Genomic DNA, 24,882 nt, shown 5'->3' with positions numbered 1-24,882 from the left:
ACTTACCCTTTCTGTTTAGCCTGTTTGCTGTTGGGGCTTAAAAACCCCTCCAGCACCACCAGCGCCGCACCAATACAGATGCCGCAGTCGGCGATATTAAATGTAGCGAAGTGCCAGTTACCGACGTAAAAATCGATAAAGTCGACCACAAAGCCATGATAGGAACGATCAAACAGATTGCCTATCGCGCCGCCGATGATCAGGGCATACGCGATGTTGGCGATCTTCTGGCTGGCACGATTGCGGTACATCATCACCATCAGTGAGACCACAATGGCCAGCGCAATACCGGCAAAGAACCAGCGCTGCCAGCCGCCCTTGTCCGCCAGGAAACTGAACGCTGCGCCGTAGTTGTGCGCGTAGAACAGATTCAGGAACGGAATCAGCGGCTGAGTTTCATGCAGCATCATGTTGTTCATCACCCACTGCTTACTGGCGAAATCGACAACAATCACCACCAGCACCAGCCAGAGCCAGCGCAATCCGGTTGATAAAATAGGTTTACGCATCAGGCAAATTCACGCTGTTCACCGTCACCGGCTACGTTAGTATAACAACGACCACACACCTCAGCGTGCTCCGGATTCTGCCCGACGTCAGTAGTGTAATGCCAGCAGCGCTGACATTTCTCGCCTTCCGCCTTGTGCAGGGCGATTTTCAGACCTTTCAGCAGTTCACTCTGCTGCGCCTCATCGCTGGCCAGCGCGTAATCCGCCACCTGTGCGCCCGAGGTCAGCAGCACAAAGCGCAGTTCGTTGCCCAGCGCCTGCAGCTTAGCGGCCAGCTCCGGATCGGCATACAGCGTGACGGTCGCTTCCAGTGCGCCACCGATACGTTTGTCTGCACGCGCCTGTTCGATCACCTTATTCACTTCGCCGCGCACTTTCAGCAGCTCGGCCCAGTAGGCGTCATTCAGTGCTTCGTCTGCGGCCAGGCCGAACAGACCCTGATACCACTCTTCCGTGAAGACATACTGCGCACGCTCGCCCGGCAGGTAGCCCCAGATTTCATCCGCCGTAAAGGACATGATGGGTGCCATCCAGCGAACCAGCGCCTCAACGATATGCCACAGCGCGGTCTGGCAGCTGCGACGTGCCAGGCCATCGCCTTTCGCGGTGTACTGACGATCCTTGATGATGTCCAGATAGAAGCTGCCCATCTCGATAGAGCAGAACTGCATCAGACGCTGGATCACTTCATGGAAATCATAGTTTTCGTAGGAGGCAACGATATCGGCCTGCGCCGCCTGCGCACGGCCTACCGCCCAGCGATCCACCACCACCATCTCTTCCGGTTTCACCAGATCGGTAGCCGGATTAAAGCCGCTGAGGTTCGCCAGCAGGAAACGTGCGGTGTTGCGGATACGACGGTAGGCGTCGGCAGAGCGTTTGAGGATCTCGTCTGACACCGCCATCTCGCCAGAGTAGTCGGTTGAGGCGACCCACAGACGCAGAATATCGGCCCCCAGCTTGTTCATCACATCCTGCGGCGACACCGTGTTGCCGATCGATTTCGACATCTTGCGGCCCTGGCCGTCGACGGTGAAGCCGTGTGTCAGAACCTGACGGTAAGGCGCTTTGCCTTTCATCGCCGTGGAGATCATCAGCGAGGACATAAACCAGCCGCGATGCTGGTCAGAGCCTTCCAGATAGAGATCCGGCGAATGGCCGTCAAACTCAGGACGTGCATCAACGACTGAGTAGCTGGTTGAACCGGAGTCAAACCAGACATCCAGGGTATCCGGCACTTTTACGTAGTGATCGGCGTCGTCGCCCATCAGCTCGCGCGGATCAAGATCCCACCAGGCCTGAATCCCATCCTGCTCGACGCGCTGCGCAACTTTCTCCATCAGCGCCAGGGTGTCCGGGTGCAGCTCTTCGCTCTCTTTATGGACGAACAGCGCCATCGGCACGCCCCAGGTACGCTGACGGGAGATGCACCAGTCAGGACGGTTCGCGACCATCGATTCGATACGCGCCTGGCCCCAGTCCGGGATCCACTGCACGCCTTTGATCTCTTTCAGCGACTGCGCACGCAGACCTTTCTGATCCATGCTGATGAACCACTGCGGGGTCGCCCGGAAGATGATCGGCGTTTTATGACGCCAGCAGTGCGGGTAGCTGTGCAGCAGTTTTTCGACGTGCAGCAGCGCGCCCTTCTCTTTCAGCAGCTCAACGATCATGTCGTTGGCTTTAAAGACGTTTACGCCATCCAGCGTCGGGAAGGTGCCTGGCAGATAGGTGCCATCCGGACCGACCGGATTGGCGGTTTCGATGCCATATTTCTGACCGATGACATAGTCATCCGGGCCGTGGCCTGGTGCCGTGTGCACCGCACCGGTACCGGCGTCCAGGGTGACGTGCTCGCCCAGCACGACCAGCGACGCGATCGCCAGGAACGGATGCTGGAATTTCTGCAGCTCCAGCGCCGCGCCTTTGCATTCGCCCAGCACCTGCCATTCGCTGACACCGGCGCGCTTCATGACGCTGTCCACCAGCTCTTTCGCCAGGATCAGGGCACGGCCCTCGATCTGGATCAGCTGATACTCAAATTCAGGGTGCAGGGAGATCGCGCGGTTAGCCGGCAGCGTCCACGGCGTGGTGGTCCAGATCACCAGCGAAATCGGGCCGCTGACCTCTGCCACACCAAAGGCCTGACGCACCGCCTCGGTATCCAGCGCGTTGAACATCACGTCAATCGACGGTGACGTTTTGTCGTAATATTCGACTTCGGCTTCAGCTAAGGCTGAACGGCAGTCCAGGCACCAGTGCACCGGCTTCGCGCCTTTGTGCAGATGGCCATTGCCGATGATTTTGCCCAGTGCGCGAATGATGTTGGCTTCGGTGCCGAAATCCATGGTCAGGTAAGGACGATCCCAGTCGCCCAGCACGCCCAGACGGATAAAGTCCGCTTTCTGGCCTTCCACCTGTTCAGCGGCATATTTGCGGCACGCTTCGCGGAATTCGGCTGCGGTGACCTTTTCGCCTGGCTTGCCGATCATCTGCTCCACTTTGTGCTCAATAGGCAGACCGTGACAGTCCCAGCCCGGCACATAGGGCGCGTCATAACCCGCCATGCCTTTCGACTTAACGATAACGTCTTTCAGAATCTTGTTAACGGAGTGACCAATATGAATGCTGCCGTTCGCATACGGAGGGCCATCATGCAGGATAAAGGTTTTTTTCCCTTTTTTGGCTTCGCGGATAATGCTGTAGAGGTTGTCGGCATACCAGCGTTGCAACATTCCCGGTTCGCGTTTGGCCAGATCGCCACGCATCGGGAATCCCGTTTCCGGCAAATTCAGGGTAGATTTATAGTCACTCATCAGATTCTCGATTCCGTTTTTCGCTCAGGTTAAAGCAGCCCGAAATAGTGTCGGGCCGTTACCACATCGTCTGCAATTTGTTCTTTCAACGCCTCCAGTGAGGCAAAGCGCTGCTCGTTTCGTATTTTCTGTTTCAGCACCACATCAATGTGACGGCCATAGAGATCCATATTGATGTCGAGCAGGTGAACTTCAAGCTGCTGGCGCAAACCTTTTACCGTCGGGCGGGTGCCGATGTTGGCGACCCCTGGCAGCGGCTCGGGCGTGAGGCCCCGCACTTCAACCGCGTAGACCCCTTTCACCGGCGAAACGCTGCGGCGCAGAGGCAGGTTCGCCGTCGGGAAGCCCAGCGTGCGTCCCAGCGCATCCCCGTGCACCACGCGGCCGGAAATCGTGAAAGGATGACCCAGCAGCGACTGCGCCAGCGCCAGATCGTCTGCGGCCAGCGCCTGACGGACGGCGGTGCTGCTGATACGCTTGCCGCCGTCGCAGAAGGTTTCGGTGCTGACGACGTCGAAGCCATACTCCGCACCGGCTTTTTGCAGCAGCGGGAAATCGCCCTGACGGCCCGCACCAAAGCGGAAGTCATCGCCCACCGCAAGGTACTTAACGTCCAGCTTTTCAACTAACAGGTCGCTGATAAAGCGCTGGGCAGACAACGCCGCAAAGCGACGGTCAAAGCGCACGCACAGCACGCTGTCGACGCCCGCTTCCGCCATGTATCGCAGTTTGTCACGCAGGCGGGTCAGGCGAGCCGGGGCTTTATCACCGGCGAACAGCTCCAGCGGCTGTGGCTCAAAAACCATCACCACCACCGGCAGATTCAGCCTGCGCCCCTCTTCACACAGCCGGGAAATCAGCGCCTGATGCCCACGGTGAACGCCATCGAAATTACCAATGGTCAGAACGCAGCCGCGATGCTGCTCGTTAAGATTATGAATACCGCGGATAAACTTCATGGCTGGCCCAAACCGGTGGAAATCGGCGGATTATACCCTTGAAAGTGACTCAGGTTAACCCGTCAGCACGCCTTTCATGCTTTACGGGCTGCATTTCCTGTCACAGAGGCGCATGTTAAGAATTTTGTCGCTAAATACTATATTCAGGAAGGGGAAGCTGGTAGAATCTTGCGCCATCAAATACGTAACCGAGTGCTGCTCATAGAGCGACGCTTATTTGCACAAATCCATTGACAAAATCAGGTTAGAAGGGCATAGTCCTCGGCCTTTGATTTGTCTCTATAGAACACATTTGGGAGTTGGACCTTGGCTAATATCAAATCAGCTAAGAAACGCGCCGTAACATCTGAGAAACGCCGTAAGCATAACGCTAGCCGCCGCTCTATGATGCGTACCTTCGTTAAGAAAGTATACGCGGCGATCGCTTCAGGCGACAAAGCTGCTGCGCAGAACGCATTCAATGAAATGCAACCAATCGTGGATCGTCAGGCTGCTAAAGGTCTGATCCACAAAAACAAAGCTGCACGTTATAAAGCAAACCTGACTGCACAGATCAACAAACTGGCTTAATTGCCCGTTGTTTATCGCTTTGTTGAAAGAACCGGCGCTTACGCCGGTTTTTTTTCGTCCGGATGCTGGCGGGGGAAGAGACCGCTGAAGTCCGCATGGCAGATCCGCTGCACCGCCGGGTGCTGAATCATCCGCTCCGCAAAGATAATGTGATACTCCTCTGACACCGCGCTGAGCTGTCCGGCTTCATGGATCCCCTCCCGCTGACCGATATCCAGCAAAGGCGCGACAAACAGCGCATTCTGCCGCGCACCAAACGCTTTCATCAATGCCGCATCATCGAACTCCCCCAGAATCTCCACCTGCAGCCCCTGCGTGCTGATCCAGTTCAGGATCTTGCGTCCCAGCATGGAGCGACGGCCGGGGATCAGCAGCGGACGTGACTCCAGGCAGGCCGGAAAAGTGAGGCCGGAGAGCGGCTCGGTTGACCAGAAGCTGGCGGGGCACTCGCCCAGCCGGACCGAAAACAGCCCCTCCTGGCGGGTGGAGTCGATGGCGCAGTCAGAGATAATCATATCCAGCTTGTGCTGACTGAGCTGCTCCAGCAGCATCTCATGGGTCGATTCAAAGCAGCGCAGATGGATTTTCTCCTCGGCAACCACCGCCGTCTCCAGCACCTTGCTGACCAGCTGTTTGGAGAGCGCATCCGCCACGCCCACATCCAGCAGCAGATGCGACTCTTTGCGATAGTTAACGATGTCCAGCATCTCCTGACCCAGCATGAACATGCGATCCGCATAGCGAAAGACCAGCTGCCCCAGCTCAGTCGGCACCAGCCCCCGGCCCTGACGCCGGAACAGCTTGCCCTGCAGGCGATCCTCCAGCGTTTTAATCTGTCCGGTAATGGTCTGCGGCGTCAGGGAGAGCGCCTCTGCGGCACCTGCTATCGAGCCTGCACGGCAGGCGTGCCAGAAGTAGTAGAGATGGTTGTAGTTGATATGATTCATCGAAAAAAGGAGGCTTTCGCCTCCTCTCCATTAACGCAGTTTGACCCGCAACAGGCAGTATCCGATCACGGCGGAAAGCAGAGAGCCGGTGAGGATCCCGAGTTTAGAGAAGGTCACCAGCTGCTCGTGGGCCGCGTCAAAGGCCAGCGAACTGATGAATATCGACATCGTAAAGCCGATGCCGCACAGCACCCCAATCGCCATGATGTCACGCAGGGTCGTGCCGTCGGGCAGTACCGCCAGACGGAGCCGGACGGCCAGCCAGCAGAACAGCGTAATGCCCAGTGGCTTACCGATTAACAGGCCAAGGATGATGCCTGATGGCTCAGGCGAGAGAACGTCGCCGATTGTAATTCCCGCCAGTGAAATACCGGCATTGGCAAAGGCGAACAGCGGCAGGATCAGCCAGTTAACCCACGGCATCAGACCGTGCGCCAGATGCTCCGCAGGCGAGTGCCCCTCTCTCTTCTCCAGCGGCACAAAGAAGCCCACGATAACGCCCGCCAGCGTGGCGTGAACGCCCGACTTCAGTACGGCAGTCCAGAGTACGATCCCGACCAGGATATAGATAGAGATCTTACGGACGTTGAAGTAGTTCAGCAGCGCCAGCACCACGATCGCCCCTGCCGCCACACCCAGAGAGAGCACCGAGAGGCCGCTGGTGTAAAACAGGGCAATAATCACAATCGCCCCCAGGTCATCAATGATCGCCAGCGCCATCAGGAACACTTTCAGCGCCGCAGGAACACGGCTGCCCAGCAGGGCCAGCACGCCCAGCGCAAAAGCGATATCGGTCGCCGTGGGAATCGCCCAGCCGTTGCGGGCAATCTCATCGCCGTGGTTGAAGCCGAGAAAGATCAGGGCTGGCAGCGCCATACCGCCGAGGGCGGCGATAACCGGGAAGATCGCTTTGTCGCGACTTGCCAGTTCGCCCACCATCAGCTCGCGTTTGACTTCCAGGCCAATCAGCAGGAAGAACAGCGCCATCATCGCATCGTTAATCCACAACAGCAGATTTTTGCTGATATCGAGCGCGCCAAAGCGGATCTGGACGGGTTCATTGAGAAACGCCTGATAGCCTTCGGCGGTCGACGCCGTATTGGCCAGAATCATGGCTGCCACGGCCGCCAGAATTAATATCATGCCATTGCTGGCGTCACTCTCAATGAAGCTTTTTAGGAGGTTTTTGAGTCTGCGAGGCTTATTCAACGTTTATCTTCCTGATCAGCGATAGAAAGATAATGAGTGTAACGACTCATATAGTTCGTTAAAAGCAGCTTATACCACGCTGTTAGCTCGGTTTAACTGAGTCGGGAAAGAGTGGTCTGAAAAGAGGCGAGGGTCAGTGAGAGGAAGCTGCGGCCCCGGGGGCAAAAAAACGGAGCCTGAGGCTCCGTTTTCTCTGTCACCACTTAGCGGGTCAGATCGTCAAAGAATTTCTTCACGCCGTCGAAAAAGCTCTTTGAGCGTGGGCTGTTATGCTCACCACTCGGGCCGCCGAAACTCTCTTCCAGTTCACGCAGCAGCGTTTTCTGTTTCTCGTTCAGGCTGACCGGTGTTTCCACCACCACGCGGCATAACAGGTCGCCGACCGCACCACCACGGACCGACTTCACGCCACGTCCGCGCATGCGGAACAGCTTGCCGGTCTGGGTTTCTGACGGCACTTTCAGCTTCACGCGACCATCCAGCGTCGGCACTTCGATCTCGCCGCCCAGTGCCGCCATCGCAAAGTTGATCGGCACTTCACAGTAGAGGTTGTTCTCTTCACGTTCGAAGATCGGGTGTTTTTTCACGGAAACCTGGACGTAGAGATCGCCAGCCGGTGCACCCTGCTCGCCCGCTTCGCCTTCACCACTCAGACGAATGCGGTCGCCGTTGTCCACCCCTGCCGGGATCTTCACGGACAGCGTTTTCGACTTCTCAACGCGGCCATGACCATGACAGGCGTTGCACGGATCTTTAATCACCGAGCCGCGACCGTGACAGGTCGGACACGCCTGCTGAACGGTAAAGAAGCCCTGGCGCATTTGCACCTGGCCTGCACCGTGACAGGTTGAACAGGTTTGTGGCTTGGTACCCGCTTTCGCACCGCTGCCGTGGCAGACGTCACACTCTTCCAGCGTTGGAATGCGGATCTCTTTGGTCACGCCGCGTACCGCTTCTTCCAGCGACAGCTCCATGTTATAGCGTAAATCGGCGCCACGGGATGCGCGCTGACGGCGTCCACCACCGAAGATGTCACCGAATACGTCGCCAAAGATATCGCTGAAGTCTGCACCGCCGCCGCCAAAGCCGCCGCCGCCGAATCCACCGCCACCCATGCCGCCCTGTTCGAAGGCTGCATGACCATACTGATCGTAGGCTGCGCGCTTCTGCGCATCGGTCAGGATTTCATACGCTTCCTTGACCTCTTTAAATTTGGCTTCGGCCTCTTTATCACCGGGATTACGATCCGGGTGAAATTTCATCGCCAGGCGTTTGTAAGCCTTTTTGATTTCACGCTCGTCCGCGGATTTGGCGACGCCTAAAATCTCGTAGTAATCACTCTTCGCCATGTTTATTTAGCCCTTAACATGATCGCACGGGCGTGGAGAGATCTCCTACGCCCGTGCTGGTTTCAACGGCTGTCAGGCCAGCCGTCGCGCCCGGTCAGGGGCAATTATTTCTTGTTGTCTTTCACTTCTTCGAATTCAGCATCGACAACGTCATCGTCTTTCTTCGCTGACGCATCGCCGGCATCCGCCGCACCTGCCTGAGACTGCTGTGCTGCTTCCATCAGCTTGCCAGAAACTTCCATCAGCGCCTGCATTTTGGCGTCGATTTCCGCTTTATCTTCGCCTTTCAGCGCAGTTTCCAGTGCAGCCAGCGCAGCTTCGATTGGCGCTTTGTCATCAGCAGAGAGTTTGTCGCCTGCTTCTTCCAGCTGCTTACGGGTGCTGTGGGCAATCTGATCGCCCTGGTTGCGCGTCTGTACCAGCTCTTCGAACTTACGGTCAGCTTCAGCATTCGCTTCTGCATCGCGCACCATTTTTTCGATCTCTTCATCGTTCAGACCTGAAGAGGCTTTGATGGTGATCTTCTGCTCTTTACCGCTGTTCTTATCTTTCGCTGACACATGCAGGATACCGTCCGCATCGATGTCGAAGGTCACTTCGATCTGCGGCATACCGCGTGGCGCAGCCTGGATACCGTCGAGGTTGAACTGGCCCAGTGACTTGTTGTCATTGGCGCGCTTGCGCTCACCCTGCAGCACATGAATGGTCACGGCTGACTGGTTATCTTCCGCTGTTGAGAAGACCTGGCTGTGCTTGGTCGGGATGGTGGTGTTCTTGCTGATCAGCGAAGTCATCACGCCACCCATGGTTTCGATACCCAGTGACAGCGGGGTAACGTCCAGCAGCAGTACGTCTTTCACGTCGCCGCCCAGTACACCACCCTGAACTGCCGCACCGACCGCAACCGCTTCATCCGGGTTCACATCTTTACGTGGCTCTTTGCCGAAGAACTCGGTTACTTTCGCCTGAACCAGTGGCATACGGGTCTGACCACCCACCAGGATGACGTCGTTGATGTCTGAAACAGACAGGCCCGCATCCTGCAGCGCAACTTTCAGCGGCGCGATTGAGCGTGCAACCAGATCTTCAACCAGTGACTCCAGTTTAGAGCGGGTCACTTTGATGTTCAGGTGCTTAGGACCGGTCGCATCTGCCGTGATGTAAGGCAGGTTAACGTCGGTCTGCTGCGCAGAGGAGAGTTCGATTTTCGCTTTCTCTGCCGCTTCTTTCAGACGCTGCATCGCCAGAGGATCGTTGTGCAGATCGATGCCCTGATCTTTCTTAAATTCTGCAACCAGATAGTTGATCAGGCGGCTGTCGAAGTCTTCACCACCCAGGTGGGTGTCACCGTTGGTCGCCAGAACTTCAAAGGTTTTTTCGCCGTCAACGTCGTCGATCTCGATGATGGAGATATCGAAAGTACCGCCACCCAGGTCATAGACCGCGATGGTGCGGTTGCCCTGGCCTTTGTCCAGACCGTATGCCAGCGCAGCCGCCGTTGGTTCGTTAATGATACGTTTGACTTCCAGACCTGCGATACGGCCGGCATCTTTGGTCGCCTGACGCTGCGCATCGTTGAAGTAGGCCGGAACGGTAATAACCGCTTCAGTCACTGGCTCACCGAGGTAATCTTCGGCGGTCTTTTTCATTTTTTTCAGCACTTCAGCAGAGATCTGCGGCGGTGCCATTTTCTGACCTTTCACTTCCAGCCAGGCGTCACCGTTGTCGGCGCTGGCGATTTTGTAAGGCATGATTTTGATATCACGCTGTACTTCTTCATCCTGGAAGCGACGACCGATCAGACGCTTAATCGCGAACAGGGTATTCTGCGGGTTAGTCACTGCCTGACGTTTAGCCGGTTGACCGACCAGAATTTCGCCATCCTGTGTGTAAGCAATGATTGAAGGCGTGGTGCGATCGCCCTCGGCATTTTCCAGCACGCGTGCTTTGGTGCCATCCATGATCGCAACACAAGAGTTGGTTGTACCCAGGTCAATACCAATAATCTTACCCATCTAAACATCTCCCACTTAAATTCGTTGCCAAGTTTGGGTTGTGAACCTTTTATGTGGGCGGGTTGTTTGCATTCAACCTGCCAGCACATGCTTTTTTTCCAGCGTTCACAACGCTCGATGAGAAGTAAATGGGGCCGCTTCGAAGCGCATCAAGGGTTAAATCAAAAAAAATTTTTCGCCGCTGCTCCTGTCGGGATCAAAGAATGCCTTCACCACGCTGAATATCATGCGACGCCTTGCTCCTTAAGAGAGCAGGCGCGGATCTTTTTATTTCATCAATCATCATTTTACTGCCGGGGAACTATGGCAAATTCAACACTGGCTAACCCTGCCCCACTGGGCTTAATGGGATTTGGCATGACTACCGTTCTGCTGAATCTGCACAACGCGGGCTTGTTTGACATGGATGTCACCATTTTAGCGATGGGTATTTTTTATGGCGGAATAGCCCAGTTGCTGGCTGGCCTGCTGGAGTTTAAAAAGAACAACACCTTTGGGCTGACGGCCTTTACTTCATATGGCATGTTCTGGCTGAGCTTTGTGGCGATCCTGCTGCTACCGGAAATGGGTCTGGCGAAAGCACCAGACGAACGCTTTCTGGGGGTCTGGCTGGCGCTGTGGGGTCTCTTCACCCTGTTTATGTTTATTGGCACGCTGAAAGGGGCGCGGATGCTGCAGTTTGTCTTTGGCTCGCTTGCACTGCTGTTTCTGCTGCTGGCCGCTGGCCATCTGCTGCGCCAGCCTGCGCTGATCGTGTACGCCGGCTGGACTGGCATGATCTGTGGGGCCAGTGCCTGCTATCTGGCGGTGGGTGAAGTGCTGAATGAAACGTTTGGCCGCACCCTTCTGCCGACGGGCAGTAAATCACCTGAAGCCTGAGAGCACGCGGAGCCTGGCTCCGCGTCGCTTATGACAGTGGTTTAATCTCCTGCGCCCTCGCCGGTTCGTGGCTGACATCGCGCCGCAGCCAGATCCCGGTCACAAAGCCCACCAGCGCCAGCGCCATCACATACCAGCACGGCGCCATGACCGAGACCCCCATCAGCAGCGAAACACAGACAGGTGTGAGCCCGCCGAAGATCGCATAGGCGACGTTGTAGGAAAATGAGAGCCCGGTAAAACGGACCTCTGCCGGAAAGGCGCGTACCATCACGAACGGCACAACGCCGACGATACCGACGCTCAGCCCCGCCAGCCCATAAAGCAGGAAGATCTGCTGCGGATAGAAGGCCGTCAGGTGATAAAACTGCCAGCTGCAGATTGCCAGCAGCAGGCTGCCGACACACAGGGTGCGGCTGGCACCAAAGCGGTCGGCAGCCAGCCCGGCAAGGATACAGCCCACACAGAGCATCAGGGTGGCAATGCTGTTGGCCTGCAGGGTCAGCGCGGGGGCAATGCCCTGCTGCTTCTGCAGCCAGACCGGTGACATCAGGATCACCACCACGATGCAGGCGGAGAGCAGCCAGGTAAGCAGCATGGAGATGACCACAGATTTTTTATGCTCCGCCAGCACCGTTTTCAGCGGGAGGGTTTCCGCCAGTGCTTTGCGCTGCTGCATCTCCACAAACACCGGCGTCTCATGCAGCCAGCGCCGCAGATACATCGCGACCAGACCAAACAGCCCGCCTAAAAAGAACGGGATGCGCCAGCCGCCATCATGAATCGCCTGCTGTGACATTGAGGTATTGATCAGCGTTGCTACCAGCGACCCCAGTAAAATGCCAACGGTCAGCCCGGCAGTCAGCGTGCCGCAGGCGATGCCGATACGCTTATAAGGCACATGCTCCGCGACGAACACCCAGGCACCCGGCACTTCGCCGCCGATCGCCGCCCCCTGCAACATCCGCATCAGCAGCATCAGCAGCGGTGCCGCGATCCCGATCGTCTGCCAGGTGGGTAATGCGCCCATCATCAGGGTCGGCAGCGCCATCAGCAGAATGCTCAGGCTGAACATCTTTTTGCGGCCGAGCTTATCGCCGAAATGCGCCATCACAATGCCGCCCAGCGGCCGGGCCAGATAGCCAGCGGCAAAAATGGCGAACGTCTGTAACTGACGCAGCCATTCCGGTATATCCGCAGGAAAGAAAAGCTCGCCGATGACGGTGGCGAAGAAGACAAAAATGATGAAGTCGTAAAATTCGAGGGCGCCGCCCAGGGCGGCCAGCGCCAGCGTCCGGTAATCCTTACCGGTCAGACGCTGAGTAGGAGTCGGATTCATAATATTCCCGAGGCAAAAGAGATAAGGTTGTAACGATCTGATTACTATACCGTCAATCTTTTGCCACACCAGCAGGGCTATAGCTTATGCCTGAAATGGGGAATATTTAGTTATTTATCTCACGGATGGCGCTTTTCGGCCGAAATGCTGCTACCACTTCCGGATGCGTTTCGACATACGGCCCGTCCAGAAGCTGTAAACAATAAGGTACAGAGGCGAAAATGCCGTGCACCTGAACCTTGCCCTGCGCATCCTTCAGCCCTTCCAGCGTCTCTTTGATCGATTTTGGCTGGCCTGGCAGATTCAGGATCAGCGACTGTTTGCGGATCACCCCCACCTGGCGCGACAGAATCGCGGTCGGCACAAACTGCAGGCTGATCTGGCGCATCTGCTCACCAAAACCTGGCATCTCGCGATCGGCGACGGCCAGCGTGGCGTCAGGGGTGACATCGCGGCGGGCCGGGCCAGTGCCGCCGGTAGTCAGCACCAGATGGCAGAAGCGTTCATCGACCAGTTCACAAATCGCCTGTTCAATCATCACCTGCTCATCGGGCACCAGACGGGACTCCATCTCAAACGGGCTGCTGATGGCGCTGCTGAGCCAGCTCTCCAGCGCGGGGATCCCCTGATCCTGGTAGATGCCGTTGGCGGCGCGATCGGAAACCGAGATCAGGCCAATGCGTAATGTATTCATGATGTATTTCGCTGTGCTTTACCGCGGTGCGGTGGAGTAAAAGGGGACTGGCAGAGAGGATAATATAAAGTGAAAGGGTCGCAAAAGGGAAACCCGTGACGGCCTGTGCCGCCACGGTCAGCAGATTACAGCAGTTCTGCCAGCATCTTCTCAAGTTTGCCCTGGTCGATGGCAAAGTTGCGGATACCTTCAGCCAGCTTCGCGACGGCCATCGGATCCTGGTTGTGCTGCCACAGGAACTCAGACTCGGTCATACGGGCCGGACGCGCTTTCACTTCGCCGCTGTAGCTCAGTTTACGTTCCAGCGTACCTTCGCTTTCTGCCAGCTCTTTCAGCAGCGCAGGAGAGATGGTCAGACGGTCGCAGCCTGCCAGCTCGATAATTTCGCCCACGTTACGGAAGCTTGCACCCATGACCACGGTTTCATAGCCATGCTGCTTGTAGTAGTTGTAGATTTCAGAAACGGAAATCACGCCGGGATCTTCGTGCGCGGCATACTCTTTTTTGTCGGTGTTCGCTTTGTACCAGTCGAGGATACGGCCAACAAACGGCGAAATCAGGAACACGCCCGCTTCGGCACAGGCACGCGCCTGGGCAAAGGAGAACAGCAACGTCAGGTTACAGTTGATGCCCTCTTTTTCCAGCTGCTCCGCCGCGCGGATACCCTGCCAGGTCGAGGCCAGTTTGATCAGGATGCGGTCATTGCTGATGCCGGCATCGTTGTAGAGTTTGATCAGGCTGCGGGCTTTGGCGATGCTGCCTTCAGTGTCGTAAGAGAGACGCGCATCGACTTCTGTCGAGATGCGGCCCGGAACCAGCTTAAGAATTTCCAGACCAATGTTTACGGCCAGCTTGTCAGAAACCAGCTGCAGCTGCTCTTCTTTGTTGCTGCTCTGCTCACGCGCCCAGCCGATCGCTTCATCGATCAGTTTACGGTATTCAGGGATTTGTGCGGCGTTGAGGATCAGAGAAGGGTTGGTGGTGGCATCCTGAGGCTGGTACAGCTTCATGGCTGCGATATCACCGGTGTCGGCGACGACGGTGGTGAGCTGACGCAGGGAGGTAAGTTTGTCCGTCATGTTCTTTTCTCTTAGTTAACTGTCAGTGTGAAAAAAGGCTGTGGCGATAATATCACGCAGCAACGGTGGCGCAAGGTCAGGGAATGCCGTTTGCGATAGTGCGAACAAATAGGTGTGATTCGTCATTCTTTGCAGCTTTTTTGCTACACTGCCAGCCCTGATGAGCAGCCAATGCCCTGTAAAACCAGCTATTAATCGAGGAAACGACTATGTTGATGGTGATCTCTCCGGCCAAGACGCTGGATTATGAAAGCCCGCTGGCGACGACGCGCTACACCCAGCCTGCGCTGTTAGAAAAATCACAACAGCTGATTGAGATTGCCCGCGACCTGTCCCCGGCCAGCATCGCCTCATTAATGAGCATCAGCGACAAACTGGCGCACCTGAATGCCGAGCGGTTTAACAGCTGGCAGCCCGACTTCTCCCCCCGGAACGCCCGGCAGGCGATTCTGGCGTTCAAAGGCGATGTCTACACCGGCCTGCAGGCTGAGACCTTCAGCGATCGCGATTTCGATTTTGCTCAGCAGCATCTGCGCATGCTGTCTGGCCTCTATGGCGTACTGCGTCCGCTCGACTTAATGCAGCCTTACCGTCTGGAGATGGGGATTCGCCTGGCGAACCCGGCCGGCAAAGATCTCTATACCTTCTGGGGCGATCTCATCACCGAAACGCTGAATGCCGCGCTGGCCGAACAGGGCGATGAGGTGCTGATCAACCTCGCCTCGGACGAATATTTCAGGGCAGTCAAGCCGAAGAAACTGCAGGCGCAGCTGATCAAGCCAGTGTTCCTGGACGAGAAGAACGGCAGCTACAAGGTCATCAGTTTCTATGCCAAAAAGGCGCGCGGATTAATGAGTCGCTTTGTGATTCAGCAGCAGCTGACGAAGCCGGAGCAGCTTAAAGCGTTTGATCTGGAGGGGTATCGTTTTGATGCCGCCAGCAGCAGCGACAGCGAGCTGGTGTTTAAGCGCGCGGAGCAGTAACGCCGCCGCGCGCCGGGCTTCCCCTTACCGGGGAGCCTTTTAAAGGATTACTTCAGCAGGAACGCCCGCAGCGCGGTGAAATCCGCCTTCATCTGATGCGACAGCAGTGGCAGATCGGCGCGCTCCGCTAACTCCGGCGGCAGCGTCAGCGTCTGCTCCAGGATCGCCTCCACGCTCTCGCGGAACTTCGCCGGATGAGCCGTTCCCAGGAACAGACCATACTCCCCTTCCTGCAGCTGATCGCGCAGCAGACGCCAGGCGATAGCGGCATGCGGTTCGGACACATAGCCAATCTCAGCCAGTTCACGCATCGCGGCGCGGGTGGTCTCATCAGAGACGGCACCACAGGCCAGATCGGTCAGGCGCCAGGTTTTACGGCGGAACAGCTCTTCCACACGCGGCCAGTTGTTCGGCTGGCTGACGTCCATCGCATTCGACAGCGTGGCGACCGTCTGATTAGGCTGCCATTCGCCGTTGCCCAGGAAGCGCGGCACCGTGTCGTTGGCGTTGGTGGCCGCAATAAAACGTTTGATCGGCAGGCCCAGTGATTTAGCCAGCAGACCGGCAGTCAGATCGCCAAAGTTACCGCTTGGCACAGAGACCACCAGCTGATTACGTTTTTCCTGGGGCAGCTGGGCGACCGCTTCAAAGTAGTAGCAGATCTGCGCCAGCAGGCGGCTGATGTTGATGGAGTTTGCCGAGTTAAGGCCAATCGCCTTCTTCAGTGCTTCATCATCAAACGCCTGTTTCACCAGCGCCTGGCAGGCATCAAAATCGCCGTCGATCGCGATGGTTTCAATGTTGCCGCCCAGGGTGCAGAAGAGTTTCTCCTGCAGCGGACTGATTTTGCCCTGCGGATAGAGGATCACCACGCGCACGTTTTTCATGCCGTAGAAGGCGTGCGCCACGGCGGCACCGGTGTCGCCGGAGGTGGCGGTCAGGATCGTGATCTGCTCATCGGAGCCAGAAACATATGACAGCATCTGCGCCATAAAGCGGCCGCCGAAATCTTTAAACGCCAGCGTCGGGCCGTGGAACAGCTCCAGACAGGCAATATCCTCGCTGACCGCTTTGACCGGTGCCGGAAAGGCAAACGCGGCTTTCACGCGCTCATGCAGCTGCTGGGCCGGGATCTCGTCACCAATAAACGCCGAGAGGATTTTGCTGCTGCGGTCGACAAAATTCATCTCCAGCATCGCGTCGATGTCGGTCAGTTCAAACTCTGGCAGTTCCAGCGGAAAGAACAGACCCTGCTGTGAGCCCAGCCCCTGTTTCACCGCCTGGGCGAAGCTGACCTGCTCGTTGTGATCCTTAAGATTGTAGAGTTTCATGCGTTATCCCAATTGTCGTGCGCCAGCCGTGTCAAGACGGCAGATATGGACGAAGCCTTCATCGTTCTGCAGATAGTGCTGGCTCAGCCAGTCAGCCATCCGCTGTGCCGTTTCCATCTGATTGCAAACGGCGAAAAGTGTCGGACCGGAACCTGAAATCCCGCACGCCAGCGCGCCTGTGTCTTTAGCGGCCTGACGCGCGGCGGCAAAGCCGGGCAGCAGCCGGGTGCGATAGGGTTCGGCGATCACATCCTGCATCAGTTTAGCGGCCAGCTCAGGCTGACGCGTATGGCAGGCGTGAATGAAGCCCGCCAGCAGGCGGCCATGCTTGATGCAATCCTCTTTGCGATACTGCGCAGGTAGAATGGCGCGCGCTTCAGCGGTCGAAACCTTGATGCCCGGATAGGCCATCACCCACAGCCAGTCATCGAAGCCCGGCACCGCCTGGCTGATAATGTCATTCTCCTCCAGCATCAGCTGAATGCCGCCCAGGAAGCAGGGGGCGACATTATCATAATGCACGCTGCCGGAGATCCGCCCTTCCAGCTCGCCCATCAGCGTCAGCAGGGCGCCGTCGCTGAGCGGCTTGCCGCAGAATTCGTTCATTGCCATTAAACCGGCCACCACCGAGCAGGCGCTGGAGCCCAGCCCGGAGCCGATAGGCATATTCTTCTCCAGCGTCATCGCCACCGGGATCTCTTTGCCCAGCGCCTCGCAGAACCGCTGCCAGCACTGATAGACGATATTCTCCCGGGGATCGGCGGGCAGTTTACTGACGAAACGGCCGGCGTTGGTCAGGGAAAACTGATCGGCCGCCTCAACTGAAACGCAGTCGCCCAGCAGGGAGCCATCTACCGGCGAAACGGCCGCGCCCAGCACATCAAAGCCGACGCTGACGTTACCAATCGAGGCCGGTGCGTAAATTTTTACCATGATTAAACTCCCAACTTCCATGACAGCGTGCGCAGCAGGTCGGCAAAGACACCGGCCGCTGTGACATCATTTCCTGCACCGTATCCACGCAGCACCAGCGGAATCGGTTGATAGTAGCGGCTGTAAAACGCCAGCGCGTTCTCGCCATTTTTCACTTTATAGAGCGGATCGTTGCCGTCAACGGCTTCGATCTTCACTTTGCAGATGCCACCCTCTTCAATCACGCCCACATAGCGCAGGACTTTGCCCGCCTCCTGCGCCTGCGCGACCCGGCTGGCAAAGGCGTCATCCAGTTCCGGCAGACGCTGCATAAATTGCTCAACATCCTGAATCCCGGTCAGGCTGGCGGGCAGCAGCGGCTCGATCTCAATGTCACTCAGCTCCAGCTGATGACCCGCCTCACGCGCCAGAATCAGCAGCTTGCGCGCCACATCGGTTCCGGCGAGATCGTCGCGTGGATCGGGTTCGGTGAAGCCCATCTCACGCGCCATCCGGGTCGCCTGGGAGAGGGACACCCCTTCATCCAGCTTGCCGAAGATAAAAGAGAGCGAACCGGAGAGAATACCGGAGAAGCGCAGCAGCTCATCACCCGCGTTCATGAGGTTCTGCAGGTTTTCGATCACCGGCAGGCCAGCGCCCACGTTGGTGTCATACAGGAATTTGCGCCGTGATTTGGCCGCCGCCGCACGCATCTGCTGATAGTACTGCCAGGAGGAGGTGTTGGCCTTTTTGTTCGGCGTCACCACATGGAAGCCTTCACTGAGAAAATCGGCGTACTGATCGGCGACCGCCTGACTGGAGGTGCAATCCACAATCACCGGATTAAGCAGATGGTACTCTTTCACCAGACGCGCCATGCGGCCCAGATTGAACGGCTCTTTCGCCTCGGCCAGCGCCGCCTGCCAGTTGTTCAGATCGATGCCGTGAACGTTCGTTAACAGCGCCCGCGAGTTAGCGATACCGCAGACCCGCAGATCGATATGTTTCTGCTTCAGCCACGCCTGCTGGCGATGCAGCTGATCCAGCAGTGCGCCGCCCACGCCGCCTACGCCGACCACGAACACCTCAATCACCTGATCGGTGGCAAACAGCATCTGGTGCACCACGCGAACGCCGGTGATCACCTCATCATTGTTGACCACGACCGAGATAGAGCGTTCAGAGGAGCCCTGGGCAATCGCCACGATGTTGATATTGGCGCGCGCCAGCGCCGAGAAGAATTTGGCTGAGATGCCGCGCAGGGTGCGCATGCCATCGCCCACCACCGAAATCACCGCCAGGTTTTCGATAATATCCAGCGGGTCCAGCAGGCCATCTTTCAGCTCAAGATAGAACTCCTCCTCCAGCACCTGACGCGCACGCGCCAGCTCGCTCTGCGGCACGCAGAAACTGATGCTGTATTCCGAAGAGGACTGCGTGATCAGCACCACGGAGATCCCGGTGCGGGACATCGCCGCAAAGACTCTGGCCGCCATGCCCACCATGCCTTTCATGCCCGGGCCGGAGACATTGACCATCGCCATATTATTCAGGTTAGTGATGCCTTTCACCGGGATCTCATCCTGATCGGCCTCTGCGCCGATGAGGGTGCCAGGTGCCTGCGGATTGGCGGTGTTTTTGATCAGGCAGGGGATCTGGAACTGGGCAATCGGCGCAATGGTGCGGGGGTGTAAGACCTTCGCGCCGAAATAGGAGAGCTCCATCGCCTCCTGATAGGACATCGACTTCAGCAGGCGCGCATCCGGCACCTGGCGCGGATCGCAGGTGTAGACGCCGTCCACATCCGTCCAGATTTCACAGCAGTCGGCGCGCAGACAGGCTGCCAGCACCGCTGCTGAATAGTCAGAGCCGTTACGGCCCAGCACCACCAGCTCGCCGCGTTCGTTACCGGCCGTAAAGCCCGCCATCAGGATCATGTTCTGCGGTGGGATCCGGCTCGCCTCGATGCGACGGGTCGATTCGGCAATATCGACGGTGGACTCAAGGTAGTGGCCGACCGCCAGCAGTTTTTCCACCGGGTCGATCACGCTGACGCCATAGCCGCGCGCCTGCAGCAGGGCTTCCATGATCGCAATCGAGAGCTTTTCGCCGCGACAGATAATCGCCGCGTTCACGCTGTCCGGGCACTGCCCCAGCAGGCTGATGCCGTGCAGCACCTGCTTCAGCTGGGCAAACTCCAGATCGACACGGGTTTTCAGCTGATCGTATTCAAAGCCGGGCTGAGCCTCCGCCAGTCCCTGCAGCAGCTCGCTGAAAATGCGTTCGGCGTCGCTGATATTCGGCAAAGCATCCTGACCACTGATGGTTTTTTCAATCATCGCCACCAGATGGTTAGTAATCTTTGCTGGCGCAGAGAGCACGGTTGCAACCTGTCCTTGTTGCGCATTACTTTCCAGAATGTCCGCGACGCGAAGAAACCGCTCCGCATTCGCTACCGATGTCCCGCCGAATTTCAGCACTCGCATGATATTCACTCTCCTGAATTTAAGCCGAAAAAAAAGCCCGCACTGTTCAGGTGCGGGCTTTTTTTCTGTTTTTCCTGTATGCGTCAGCCCGCACCGTTACCTGGGGTAATGGTGGTGGTAATAATTGTGGTGTTCAGGCTGATTTTACGCATTAAGATTTATTTTCTGTCTGTCTTTTCTGTCCGTCTGGCTCCCAGAAGTAAAGCAAAGCGCACATTAAGTCAACACGATTTGTCCGCCGGACAGATCTTCACCACTGCGCACAGCCTCCGGGGAAAGCCGGAAACGGTGTTTGATCGTTTGCCATGAGGAATTCAGGTGCGATCTGGTGCTATAAAATCAGCTTTTTGCCGAGGATTTATCTGTCAGTTTTTTTTCAATATCGTGCAGCAGACGATGCAGCATCGCACTGTCGCGCTGCTCCAGCAGTCCGACCCGCTGATCGATCCAGTCTGACAGTTTTTCATCATCGCTCACCTCAAGGTGTGCCAGCAGCTGATGGAAACGCTGACGCAGCGCCTGCAACTGCTGCCCGTCGGCGGCCGCCGCGACCGGCGCCTCAACCTGATTGAGCTTCGACAGCTGATAGCAGTAGACCATCACCGCCTGCCCGAGATTGAGTGACGGATAGTCATTCGCCATCGGGATGCCGGTCAGCAGATCGACCTGCTCCAGCTCCTCATTGGTCAGCCCGCTATCCTCGCGGCCAAACACCAGCGCCATACTGTTGACCCACTGACGTTTCTCCTGCAGCTGCGCTTCGACCTGTTCCGGCGTGGCGTAGTAGCGAAACTTTGCCCGGCTGCGCGCCGTGGTGGCGACCGAAAAATCGATATCTGCCAGGGCGTCAGCAAGGGTAGCAAAGGTCTGCACATTATCGAGGATCTCACCTGCCCCGTGGGCGACCCGGCGTGCAGCGGGATCCTGCCAGGCGTCACTGGCCACGATACGCAGCTGGGTGAAGCCCATCGTTTTCATGGCACGCGCCGCAGCGCCGATATTTTCTGGCCGCGCAGGCGAGACGAGAATCAGAGGAAAAAGCATATTTATTCCATTGGTCCATTTACATAACGCCATATTAACATGGCTGTTAATGATTCAGTCGTCAGGAGGTAATAAGAAAATAGAGTGTTAAGGATGTTAAAACCCATTAAAAATCGTGACCGGGAACGTTTTATCACCGAAGTGGCCATTATTAAAGAAAGGATTATTAATTCATTTAACTTCAACAGGATAGAATGTGATGATGCTCGGGATTCATTTTGGCTCGCATGCCTGGAAAATGTAACGAAAATGATGCTTTTTGTGAGCTAAACAGGCAATATGCGAGAAGTTTTTCACAAAAGTGTTAACGTGCTACAATTGCATTTGATATAAGTCAACGAAGCGTTTTTTTTATGCTTATCGGTTGTAGTTGGTGCTGTTAGGTTGCTGTTAATACAGTTAGGATATGCGCCATTATCATTAACGCCTGGGGCATGCAATTTTCATCCTGACTGGCTGAGCTAATACTGTTGTTGACGTTGATAGATGGCTTATCAAAAGATGATTTCGTACAACGGTTCCGCGCGGCCCGCCGCTCTCGATGATGGAGAACGCCATACCGCTGTACGCCCTGTTTTCAATTTGTTGGCAAATTTTAGGTAGCTAAACATGCAGACCCCGCACATTCTTATCGTTGAAGACGAACTGGTCACGCGTAATACCCTCAAGAGTATTTTTGAGGCGGAAGGTTATGTGGTGTATGAGGCGACGGACGGTGCTGAAATGCATCAGGTGCTGACTGACAATGACGTTAACCTGGTGATCATGGACATCAACCTGCCGGGTAAAAATGGCCTGTTGCTGGCCCGTGAACTGCGCGAGCAGGCCAATGTCGCACTGATGTTCCTGACCGGCCGTGACAACGAAGTCGATAAAATTCTTGGTCTGGAAATTGGCGCTGACGACTACATCACCAAACCGTTCAATCCGCGTGAGCTGACGATTCGTGCCCGCAACCTGCTGTCGCGCACTATGAACCTGGCGATGCCGGGTGAAGAGCGCCGTCAGGTCGAGAGTTATAAATTCAACGGCTGGGAGCTGGATATCAACAGCCGCTCACTGATCAACCCGAACGGCGAGCACTACAAACTGCCGCGCAGCGAGTTCCGCGCCATGCTGCACTTCTGCGAAAACCCGGGCAAGATCCAGACCCGTGCCGATTTGCTGAAAAAAATGACCGGCCGCGATCTCAAGCCGCACGACCGCACCGTCGATGTCACGATCCGTCGTATCCGTAAGCATTTCGAATCCACGCCGGACACGCCAGAGATCATCGCCACCATTCATGGTGAAGGTTATCGCTTCTGCGGCGACCTGCAGGAGTAATCGCCTGTCAGAGCAGACCAGTAAAAAAACGCCCCTGCGGGCGTTTTTTTATTCCGGCGAGGATTGTTATATCAGTGCCACGGCATAATCGGCACGGCGCTGAGCGCATTTTTCGGTGAGCCATCGACCACCTTATCGGAGTAGGTCAGATAGACCAGCGCATTACGCTTCTGGTCGAAAAAGCGCACGACCTGCAGCTTTTTGAAGATCAGCGAGGTGCGCTGGCGGAAGACCACTTCACCCTGCGCTTTGCCCTGTGCAATTTTCTCGCTCAGCTCAACCGGCCCAATCTGCTGGCAGGAAATCGCGGCATCAGACGTATCTTCTGCCAGCCCCAGCCCGCCTTTGATCCCGCCGGTTTTTGCCCGGCTGATATAACAGGTTACATTTTTCACGTCCGGATCATCGAAAGCTTCGACAACAATCTTATGGTCAGGACCAAAAATCTTGAACACGGTATCGACCGAGCCGATCTGCTCGGCGAACAGCGGGCTGGAGAAAGTCAGCGTAGTGAACGCAGCAATTATAAGACGCGATATTGTCATGGAGTTACCATTGCAAATGGAATAGATGAAAATGTAATGTACTGTTAATCGATATAATGACCAAACCAAAACGGGTTTTAACCCGTCATGTTTTAGCACAACCTTCCCCGGAAAACGGCCCCCGTCTTTTGAGCAATGAGTGCTAATATTTTTCGAATGCGTTTAGCTGCCCCACCAGAGTATGAGGATGTTTTATGGACCAAGCCGGTATCATTCGCGATTTGCTTGTCTGGCTGGAGAGCCATCTGGATCAACCCCTTTCGCTGGACAACGTTGCCCAGAAAGCGGGTTACTCTAAGTGGCACTTGCAAAGGATGTTCAAAGACGTGACCGGACACGCCATCGGTGCCTATATCCGCGCCCGTCGCCTGTCAAAAGCCGCTGTGGCGCTGCGCCTGACCAGCCGGCCGATTCTGGATATCGCGCTTCAGTATCGTTTTGATTCACAACAGACTTTTACTCGCGCCTTCAAAAAGCAGTTTGCTCAGACGCCCGCCTGGTATCGTCGCGCGTCTGACTGGAACTCATTCGGTATTCGCCCCCCTATCCGCCTGGATAATGAGCCGCAGCCGGAGTCCACGTTCGTTACGCTGCCGGAAACGGTGCTGGTGGGACAGACCCAGAACTACACCTGTACGCTGGAGCAGATTTCCAGCTACCGCGACGAGATGCGTATTCACTTCTGGAAGCAGTTCCTGCTGGAAACCGACACCGTGCCGCCGGTGCTGTATGGCCTGCATCAGGTGCGCGCCAGCCAGGAGAAAGATGACGAGCAGGAGATCCTCTACACTACAGCGGTGCCAGCGGACAGCGCGGCCAGCCTCTTCTCCGGCCATAACGTCATTCTGGAAGCCGGAGATTATGTGCAGTTCAGCTACAGCGGCCCCCGCGCCAGCCTGCAGGAGTTTATCCTGTTACTCTACGGCACCTGCATGCCAACGCTGGGACTGACCCGCCGTCAGGGACAGGATATCGAACGCTTTTATACCCACGGCGGTAAAAAGCGCGCCGAGCCGCCGACGGAGATCCGCTGCGACTATCTGATCCCTATCCGCCGTCAGGCGGCCGACAGCTAAGTGCCGGGCTGCCGTTATCATGACGGCAGCCTGCAGAATCAGCGTTGCAGTTCGTCGAGCGCAGGCGCATCCAGATGAGACACATCTCCCGCCGTCTCGACAATCCAGCCCTCCGCCAGCCAGGCGCTCTGCTGGTAATCCACCCGCGACAGTGAGCAGTTACGCAGGCGCAGACGACGCTCCGCATAGGCGGGCAGCCCCAGAATCGTACTGACCAGTGACCCCAGCGCCATACCGTGGCTGACCAGCAGCGGACGGCTGCCGGCAGGCAGGTCGAGGCAGGCATTGAGTGCGGCGTGCATACGCGTCGCCATCTCCGTCATCGACTCGCCCTGCGGAATGCGGCCGCCTTCCGTGCCGTTGACCAGCGTGGCGCGCCACTGCTCCTCTTCGGCGGTCAGACCATCCAGCGGACGTTTCTCCAGCACCCCCATATTCAGCTCGCGCAGCCGCGCATCCAGCGTCACGGCGCAGCCACAGGCATCCGCAATAATCTCCGCGGTGCGGCGCGTCCGTCCCAGATCGCTGGCGATCACATGGGTGATCCCCAGCTGTTTTACGCGCTCACCCACCTGTCGGGCTTGCTGCTCACCTTTTTCCGTCAATGGACTGTCAGACTGGCCCTGAATACGGCGTTCCGCATTCCATACCGTTTCACCGTGACGAACAAGATAGACCTGTAGCATGTTAGTTTCCGTTATACTGCGACAAAATCGCTTTAGAGCCTGTTCCGACAGGCGTCATTGTTGCAGGCAGTCCGGGCGCAGACAGTGCGTAATCACCCGACGTACAGCGGGTACGTGCGGCGTGTGGG

At 56.7% G+C, this 24,882-nt stretch carries 22 protein-coding genes and 1 other annotated feature; of the genes, 5 read left to right on the top strand and 17 right to left on the bottom strand.

Annotated features, from left to right (window positions below):
* Nucleotides 1-2: 2 nt before the first annotated feature.
* From lspA to ribF, 3 genes are read right to left on the bottom strand one after another with little or no spacing between them, the layout of a single operon-like run.
* A complete protein-coding gene (gene lspA, locus ACNY69_RS16275) occupies nucleotides 3-509 on the bottom strand; it encodes a signal peptidase II (protein ID WP_111139369.1) in 507 nt (168 codons plus the stop codon).
* The gene (gene ileS, locus ACNY69_RS16270) at nucleotides 509-3,325 is read right to left on the bottom strand and encodes an isoleucine--tRNA ligase (RefSeq protein ID WP_367396067.1); all 2,817 of its coding nucleotides are present in this window, start codon (nucleotides 3,323-3,325) and stop codon (nucleotides 509-511) included. Before ileS ends, lspA begins: the two co-directional genes overlap by 1 nt.
* A 29-nt stretch (nucleotides 3,326-3,354) precedes the next feature.
* Nucleotides 3,355-4,284: a bifunctional riboflavin kinase/FAD synthetase gene (ribF, locus tag ACNY69_RS16265; RefSeq protein ID WP_111139367.1), complete on the bottom strand. Its 930-nt coding sequence runs from the start codon at nucleotides 4,282-4,284 to the stop codon at nucleotides 3,355-3,357.
* A 306-nt stretch (nucleotides 4,285-4,590) separates the two neighbouring features.
* Here ribF and rpsT point away from each other — a divergent pair, with 306 nt between their 5' ends.
* Nucleotides 4,591-4,854: a 30S ribosomal protein S20 gene (rpsT, locus tag ACNY69_RS16260; RefSeq protein ID WP_006117633.1), complete on the top strand. Its 264-nt coding sequence runs from the start codon at nucleotides 4,591-4,593 to the stop codon at nucleotides 4,852-4,854.
* A 38-nt stretch (nucleotides 4,855-4,892) separates the two neighbouring features.
* On the opposite strand, the gene nhaR is transcribed toward rpsT, so the two are convergent.
* From nhaR to dnaK, 4 genes are all read right to left on the bottom strand, one after another.
* Complete coding sequence (gene nhaR, locus ACNY69_RS16255; protein WP_418799197.1) at nucleotides 4,893-5,801, bottom strand: transcriptional activator NhaR; 909 nt, start codon at nucleotides 5,799-5,801, stop codon at nucleotides 4,893-4,895.
* A gap of 30 nt (nucleotides 5,802-5,831) precedes the next feature.
* Nucleotides 5,832-7,010: a Na+/H+ antiporter NhaA gene (gene nhaA, locus ACNY69_RS16250; RefSeq protein WP_111139365.1), complete on the bottom strand. Its 1,179-nt coding sequence runs from the start codon at nucleotides 7,008-7,010 to the stop codon at nucleotides 5,832-5,834.
* Between the two features lie 203 nt (nucleotides 7,011-7,213).
* The gene (gene dnaJ / locus ACNY69_RS16245; RefSeq protein WP_293774716.1) at nucleotides 7,214-8,359 is read right to left on the bottom strand and encodes a molecular chaperone DnaJ; all 1,146 of its coding nucleotides are present in this window, start codon (nucleotides 8,357-8,359) and stop codon (nucleotides 7,214-7,216) included.
* A gap of 104 nt (nucleotides 8,360-8,463) precedes the next feature.
* Nucleotides 8,464-10,374 (bottom strand): molecular chaperone DnaK, encoded by a 1,911-nt coding sequence (gene dnaK, locus ACNY69_RS16240; RefSeq protein WP_111142259.1) that lies wholly within the window; start codon nucleotides 10,372-10,374, stop codon nucleotides 8,464-8,466.
* Nucleotides 10,375-10,677: 303 nt separating this feature from the next.
* Here dnaK and satP point away from each other — a divergent pair, with 303 nt between their 5' ends.
* Entirely contained in the window at nucleotides 10,678-11,253 is a 576-nt protein-coding gene (satP, locus tag ACNY69_RS16235) for an acetate uptake transporter (RefSeq protein WP_367396066.1), read from the top strand.
* Nucleotides 11,254-11,281: 28 nt separating this feature from the next.
* Here satP and ACNY69_RS16230 read toward each other — a convergent pair whose 3' ends face one another.
* The 3 genes from ACNY69_RS16230 to tal all read right to left on the bottom strand — a co-directional run bounded on the left by ACNY69_RS16230 (nucleotide 11,282) and on the right by tal (nucleotide 14,365).
* On the bottom strand, nucleotides 11,282-12,592 hold the full coding sequence (locus tag ACNY69_RS16230) for an MFS transporter (protein ID WP_367396065.1): 1,311 nt from the start codon (nucleotides 12,590-12,592) through the stop codon (nucleotides 11,282-11,284).
* A 106-nt stretch (nucleotides 12,593-12,698) separates the two neighbouring features.
* Nucleotides 12,699-13,286 carry a molybdopterin adenylyltransferase gene (mog, locus tag ACNY69_RS16225; RefSeq protein WP_111141362.1) on the bottom strand — a complete coding sequence of 196 codons (588 nt, stop codon included), beginning with the start codon at nucleotides 13,284-13,286 and terminating at the stop codon, nucleotides 12,699-12,701.
* Nucleotides 13,287-13,411: 125 nt separating this feature from the next.
* The gene (gene tal, locus ACNY69_RS16220) at nucleotides 13,412-14,365 is read right to left on the bottom strand and encodes a transaldolase (protein WP_111141363.1); all 954 of its coding nucleotides are present in this window, start codon (nucleotides 14,363-14,365) and stop codon (nucleotides 13,412-13,414) included.
* Nucleotides 14,366-14,574: 209 nt separating this feature from the next.
* Here tal and yaaA point away from each other — a divergent pair, with 209 nt between their 5' ends.
* Nucleotides 14,575-15,348, top strand: coding sequence for a peroxide stress protein YaaA (gene yaaA, locus ACNY69_RS16215; RefSeq protein ID WP_418799192.1), 774 nt, complete (start codon nucleotides 14,575-14,577; stop codon nucleotides 15,346-15,348).
* A 47-nt stretch (nucleotides 15,349-15,395) separates the two neighbouring features.
* On the opposite strand, the gene thrC is transcribed toward yaaA, so the two are convergent.
* The 5 genes from thrC to ACNY69_RS16190 form a co-directional block, all read right to left on the bottom strand.
* A complete protein-coding gene (thrC, locus tag ACNY69_RS16210) occupies nucleotides 15,396-16,679 on the bottom strand; it encodes a threonine synthase (protein WP_111141365.1) in 1,284 nt (427 codons plus the stop codon).
* Between the two features lie 3 nt (nucleotides 16,680-16,682).
* Nucleotides 16,683-17,612, bottom strand: coding sequence for a homoserine kinase (gene thrB, locus ACNY69_RS16205; RefSeq protein ID WP_111141366.1), 930 nt, complete (start codon nucleotides 17,610-17,612; stop codon nucleotides 16,683-16,685).
* 2 nt (nucleotides 17,613-17,614) lie between these two features.
* Nucleotides 17,615-20,077, bottom strand: coding sequence for a bifunctional aspartate kinase/homoserine dehydrogenase I (gene thrA, locus ACNY69_RS16200; RefSeq protein WP_418799190.1), 2,463 nt, complete (start codon nucleotides 20,075-20,077; stop codon nucleotides 17,615-17,617).
* Between the two features lie 26 nt (nucleotides 20,078-20,103).
* Nucleotides 20,104-20,222, bottom strand: a sequence feature (Thr leader region).
* The gene (gene thrL / locus ACNY69_RS16195) at nucleotides 20,161-20,229 is read right to left on the bottom strand and encodes a thr operon leader peptide (protein WP_090964490.1); all 69 of its coding nucleotides are present in this window, start codon (nucleotides 20,227-20,229) and stop codon (nucleotides 20,161-20,163) included. (Overlaps the previous feature by 62 nt.)
* A 187-nt stretch (nucleotides 20,230-20,416) precedes the next feature.
* Nucleotides 20,417-21,121 carry a tRNA/rRNA methyltransferase gene (locus ACNY69_RS16190; protein ID WP_111141368.1) on the bottom strand — a complete coding sequence of 235 codons (705 nt, stop codon included), beginning with the start codon at nucleotides 21,119-21,121 and terminating at the stop codon, nucleotides 20,417-20,419.
* A gap of 609 nt (nucleotides 21,122-21,730) precedes the next feature.
* On the opposite strand from ACNY69_RS16190, the gene arcA reads away from it, so the two are divergent.
* Nucleotides 21,731-22,447, top strand: a complete 717-nt coding sequence (arcA, locus tag ACNY69_RS16185; RefSeq protein WP_111141369.1) for a two-component system response regulator ArcA — start codon at nucleotides 21,731-21,733, stop codon at nucleotides 22,445-22,447.
* Between the two features lie 71 nt (nucleotides 22,448-22,518).
* Here arcA and creA read toward each other — a convergent pair whose 3' ends face one another.
* The gene (gene creA / locus ACNY69_RS16180; protein WP_111141370.1) at nucleotides 22,519-22,992 is read right to left on the bottom strand and encodes a protein CreA; all 474 of its coding nucleotides are present in this window, start codon (nucleotides 22,990-22,992) and stop codon (nucleotides 22,519-22,521) included.
* A gap of 194 nt (nucleotides 22,993-23,186) precedes the next feature.
* On the opposite strand from creA, the gene robA reads away from it, so the two are divergent.
* A complete protein-coding gene (gene robA / locus ACNY69_RS16175) occupies nucleotides 23,187-24,068 on the top strand; it encodes an MDR efflux pump AcrAB transcriptional activator RobA (RefSeq protein ID WP_111141371.1) in 882 nt (293 codons plus the stop codon).
* Nucleotides 24,069-24,106: 38 nt separating this feature from the next.
* Here the strand turns inward: robA and gpmB are convergent, their stop codons facing one another.
* Nucleotides 24,107-24,754 (bottom strand): 2,3-diphosphoglycerate-dependent phosphoglycerate mutase GpmB, encoded by a 648-nt coding sequence (gene gpmB, locus ACNY69_RS16170; RefSeq protein WP_111141372.1) that lies wholly within the window; start codon nucleotides 24,752-24,754, stop codon nucleotides 24,107-24,109.
* Between the last annotated feature and the right edge of the window lie 128 nt (nucleotides 24,755-24,882).

Origin of the sequence: Pantoea graminicola (assembly GCF_048452665.1) — a bacterium.
In the GTDB taxonomy this organism is placed as follows: Bacteria; Pseudomonadota; Gammaproteobacteria; order Enterobacterales; family Enterobacteriaceae; genus Pantoea.
The sequence above is the reverse complement of the archived record's forward strand: the minus strand, read 5'-3'. Positions and strand labels throughout refer to the sequence as shown.

What these genes read in the sequence shown, in the direction of transcription:
- thrA (WP_418799190.1), bottom strand. Translation starts at nt 20,077, where the DNA reads ATGCGAGTGCTGAAATTCGGCGGGACATCGGTAGCGAATGCGGAGCGG.
- thrB (WP_111141366.1), bottom strand. Translation starts at nt 17,612, where the DNA reads ATGGTAAAAATTTACGCACCGGCCTCGATTGGTAACGTCAGCGTCGGC.
- ACNY69_RS16230 (WP_367396065.1), bottom strand. Translation starts at nt 12,592, where the DNA reads ATGAATCCGACTCCTACTCAGCGTCTGACCGGTAAGGATTACCGGACG.
- tal (WP_111141363.1), bottom strand. Translation starts at nt 14,365, where the DNA reads ATGACGGACAAACTTACCTCCCTGCGTCAGCTCACCACCGTCGTCGCC.
- creA (WP_111141370.1), bottom strand. Translation starts at nt 22,992, where the DNA reads ATGACAATATCGCGTCTTATAATTGCTGCGTTCACTACGCTGACTTTC.
- arcA (WP_111141369.1), top strand. Translation starts at nt 21,731, where the DNA reads ATGCAGACCCCGCACATTCTTATCGTTGAAGACGAACTGGTCACGCGT.
- ACNY69_RS16190 (WP_111141368.1), bottom strand. Translation starts at nt 21,121, where the DNA reads ATGCTTTTTCCTCTGATTCTCGTCTCGCCTGCGCGGCCAGAAAATATC.
- satP (WP_367396066.1), top strand. Translation starts at nt 10,678, where the DNA reads ATGGCAAATTCAACACTGGCTAACCCTGCCCCACTGGGCTTAATGGGA.
- nhaR (WP_418799197.1), bottom strand. Translation starts at nt 5,801, where the DNA reads ATGAATCATATCAACTACAACCATCTCTACTACTTCTGGCACGCCTGC.
- robA (WP_111141371.1), top strand. Translation starts at nt 23,187, where the DNA reads ATGGACCAAGCCGGTATCATTCGCGATTTGCTTGTCTGGCTGGAGAGC.
- gpmB (WP_111141372.1), bottom strand. Translation starts at nt 24,754, where the DNA reads ATGCTACAGGTCTATCTTGTTCGTCACGGTGAAACGGTATGGAATGCG.
- ileS (WP_367396067.1), bottom strand. Translation starts at nt 3,325, where the DNA reads ATGAGTGACTATAAATCTACCCTGAATTTGCCGGAAACGGGATTCCCG.
- dnaK (WP_111142259.1), bottom strand. Translation starts at nt 10,374, where the DNA reads ATGGGTAAGATTATTGGTATTGACCTGGGTACAACCAACTCTTGTGTT.
- mog (WP_111141362.1), bottom strand. Translation starts at nt 13,286, where the DNA reads ATGAATACATTACGCATTGGCCTGATCTCGGTTTCCGATCGCGCCGCC.
- dnaJ (WP_293774716.1), bottom strand. Translation starts at nt 8,359, where the DNA reads ATGGCGAAGAGTGATTACTACGAGATTTTAGGCGTCGCCAAATCCGCG.
- lspA (WP_111139369.1), bottom strand. Translation starts at nt 509, where the DNA reads ATGCGTAAACCTATTTTATCAACCGGATTGCGCTGGCTCTGGCTGGTG.
- thrC (WP_111141365.1), bottom strand. Translation starts at nt 16,679, where the DNA reads ATGAAACTCTACAATCTTAAGGATCACAACGAGCAGGTCAGCTTCGCC.
- yaaA (WP_418799192.1), top strand. Translation starts at nt 14,575, where the DNA reads ATGTTGATGGTGATCTCTCCGGCCAAGACGCTGGATTATGAAAGCCCG.
- ribF (WP_111139367.1), bottom strand. Translation starts at nt 4,284, where the DNA reads ATGAAGTTTATCCGCGGTATTCATAATCTTAACGAGCAGCATCGCGGC.